This window comes from Actinomadura sp. GC306, assembly GCF_004348665.1.
Classification (GTDB): Bacteria; Actinomycetota; Actinomycetes; order Streptosporangiales; family Streptosporangiaceae; genus Spirillospora.
This window is the reverse complement of record NZ_SMKM01000475.1, coordinates 1-2,231: the sequence shown is the minus strand read 5'-3', so window position 1 is coordinate 2,231 and position 2,231 is coordinate 1. Positions and strand designations below refer to the sequence as shown.

Sequence of the window (2,231 nt, the reverse complement as noted above, 5' to 3'; positions counted from 1 at the left end):
CCCGCCGAGAGTCTGCACCCCAACCGCCCCCCTCAAACGAGAAGGCCAGGTCGTGCGGCGATCGTCCCTGATCGCCGCACGACCTGGCCGCCGCGGCTACCGGGGAAGTTCGTCGGTCCATCTGGACGCGGAGGTGGTCCCGCCCATCGACTCCTGCTTCCCGTTGACGTCGGCGTAGCCTTCGGCGCTCACCTCGGAGGTCTTGGGATTGACCACCAGTTTCGTCCCGCCACCGTCGCCGGCGAAGAGCAGCTTCTGCCCGCCGGGGGCCTTCCCCAGATTCTTGACGTGGGGGAGCGTGGCGAGCGCCCGCAGGGCCGCAGCACGCACCTTCGGCGGCGCCGGCACGTCGCTGAGCAGATCGGTCAAGAGGACCAGCAGGCTTGTCTCCTCCGTGATCTGCGCCCTCCTCTGCTCCGTGGTCCTGCTTTTCAGCAACGTCGCCTTCAGCTCGTTGGCAGAGGTCGGAAGCTCCGCGATCTCCGCAAGCCCGAGCCGGGTCCCGCGCACCGTGATGGGAGAGCGCTCAGGGGACGTCTCCAGGGCTCCTCCATCGAAGCGCGACCACTGCCGGCCGTCGACCGTGGTCCAGGATTCGAAGGTCTTGTAGTTGGCACTGCTCGGGGAGTGGCTCCGCACATACCAGTACCTGCCCGAGCCCGCCGGCTTGGTCTCCGCCGCGGTGGCCGCAGCGAGAAGCACCTGCGAACCCGACATCTGGACGACCGCCGTCCCGTCCTTGGACCCGGCGTCCGGCGCCCCGCCACCTCCGACGACGATGGCGACGGCCGCGCCGCCCGTGGCGACCGCCACCCCGATCGCGATCACCGGCCTCCGGGCCCGGCGCCGCCGAACGGGCTCCCGCATCGCGATCTGCAACCGTCGCCGACCGGCCTCGACGGTCTCGTCGGAAGGGTCGGGCTTGGTCAGCGTGGCCCCGAGAAGCCGCAGGTCATCCATTGAATTCCTCCCGATCGATCAGCTGCTGGAACTTCTTGCGGGCCCGGCTGAGCCGAGACCGGACCGTGCCGTCCGCGATCCCGAGCGTCTGCGCCACTTCCTCGTGACTGAGCTGCCCCACGGCGATGAGCAGGACGACGTCCCGCTCCCCCGGGTTCAGCTTGGTAAGGGCCTTGAGCAGCTGCGGCTGCAACCGCTGCGCCGCCACCGAAGTGACCACGAGACCCTCATGACCCTCGACGAAACCCGCCGACGCTCCCGACCGCATCAGCGCCTTGTAATGCCGGGCCTCTTTGCGTCGGTGCCGCGCCATCAACTTCGTGGCGATCCCGAACAGCCACGGCCGCAGGCCACCTCGTTCGGGATCGAAGCGGTCCCGCTGCGCGAAGGCGACACAGAACGTCTCCGCGGCGATGTCCTCGCCCGTCTGCACGTCCAGCCGCCCGACCGCGTACCGGTACACGTCGAGGAAGTAACGGTCGTAGACGGCGGTGAACGCGTCCGCATCCCGCCGAAACCGAGCAACAAGCTCAGCGTCCCCGACCTGCCGCTTCAAATCGGCGGTCAATGTCGCATCTCCATCGTGCACACCCCTTCATCCGAAGTACTCGCCTGTCACCACCCCCTTCGCCGCACCCCGGATTACCGTTCCCGCGAGGCGGCGGGCTCCCCATCCTCTGCTTCCGCGGCGGGCGGGCAGCCCCCGCCCAATCTCCGGCGGTCGTCTCGGAAAGACAATCGCGCGCGCAGTCAGGGAGAACTGGGGGGATGTCGCCCTCAGGGCGATCGCCCGGTACGGCAGTAGAGTGAGCCAGTGCCCCCCCACCCCGGACGATCCGTCGCGACCGATCGGCGAAGAAGATCGCGACTCGGCAGTGCGGCGTCTCCAGGACGCGTACTCCCAGGGGCGCATCTCGCAAGAACATGGACGGGCTCCTCCACCAGGCGCTCACCGCCAAGACACACGGCGACCTCGCTACAGCCCTGGCCTCACTCCCGGAAGAGCGGGCGGACACGTCCACGATCGCCGCCCTCAGCGGACGGATCCGGCGCCGCGGCCCGTGGCGTGTGCCTCGCAACCTCAAGGTCGAGTCGGCGTTCGGAGGGGTGCATCTCAACCTGGCCCGAGCGGTCATCGAGCACCCGGTGGTCGACATCGAGCCGCAACTCACCACCGGCAAGGCGAAGATCACGGTTCCGCGCGACGCGGTCGTCGAAATCGATGACCTGAACACCGTGTGGAAGGACTCCCACTACAAGCCCCGGCGCCC

At 68.8% G+C, this 2,231-nt stretch carries 2 protein-coding genes and 1 pseudogene; 1 reads left to right on the top strand and 2 read right to left on the bottom strand.

The features are described 5' to 3' along the window. Positions 1-96: 96 nt before the first annotated feature. Entirely contained in the window at positions 97-960 is an 864-nt protein-coding gene (locus E1200_RS32735) for a CU044_5270 family protein (protein ID WP_131956470.1), read from the bottom strand. Continuing rightward, positions 953-1,549 (bottom strand): RNA polymerase sigma factor, encoded by a 597-nt coding sequence (locus E1200_RS32730; protein ID WP_243709041.1) that lies wholly within the window; start codon positions 1,547-1,549, stop codon positions 953-955. The genes E1200_RS32735 and E1200_RS32730 overlap by 8 nt, the downstream gene beginning before the upstream one ends. 335 nt (positions 1,550-1,884) lie before the next feature. Between E1200_RS32730 and E1200_RS32725 the strand changes: the two are divergent. Next, positions 1,885-2,231, top strand: a pseudogene (locus tag E1200_RS32725) (hypothetical protein); the annotation flags it as partial.

Excerpts from the sequence above, each read along its gene's own strand:
- E1200_RS32735 (WP_131956470.1), bottom strand. The coding sequence starts at position 960 with ATGGATGACCTGCGGCTTCTCGGGGCCACGCTGACCAAGCCCGACCCT.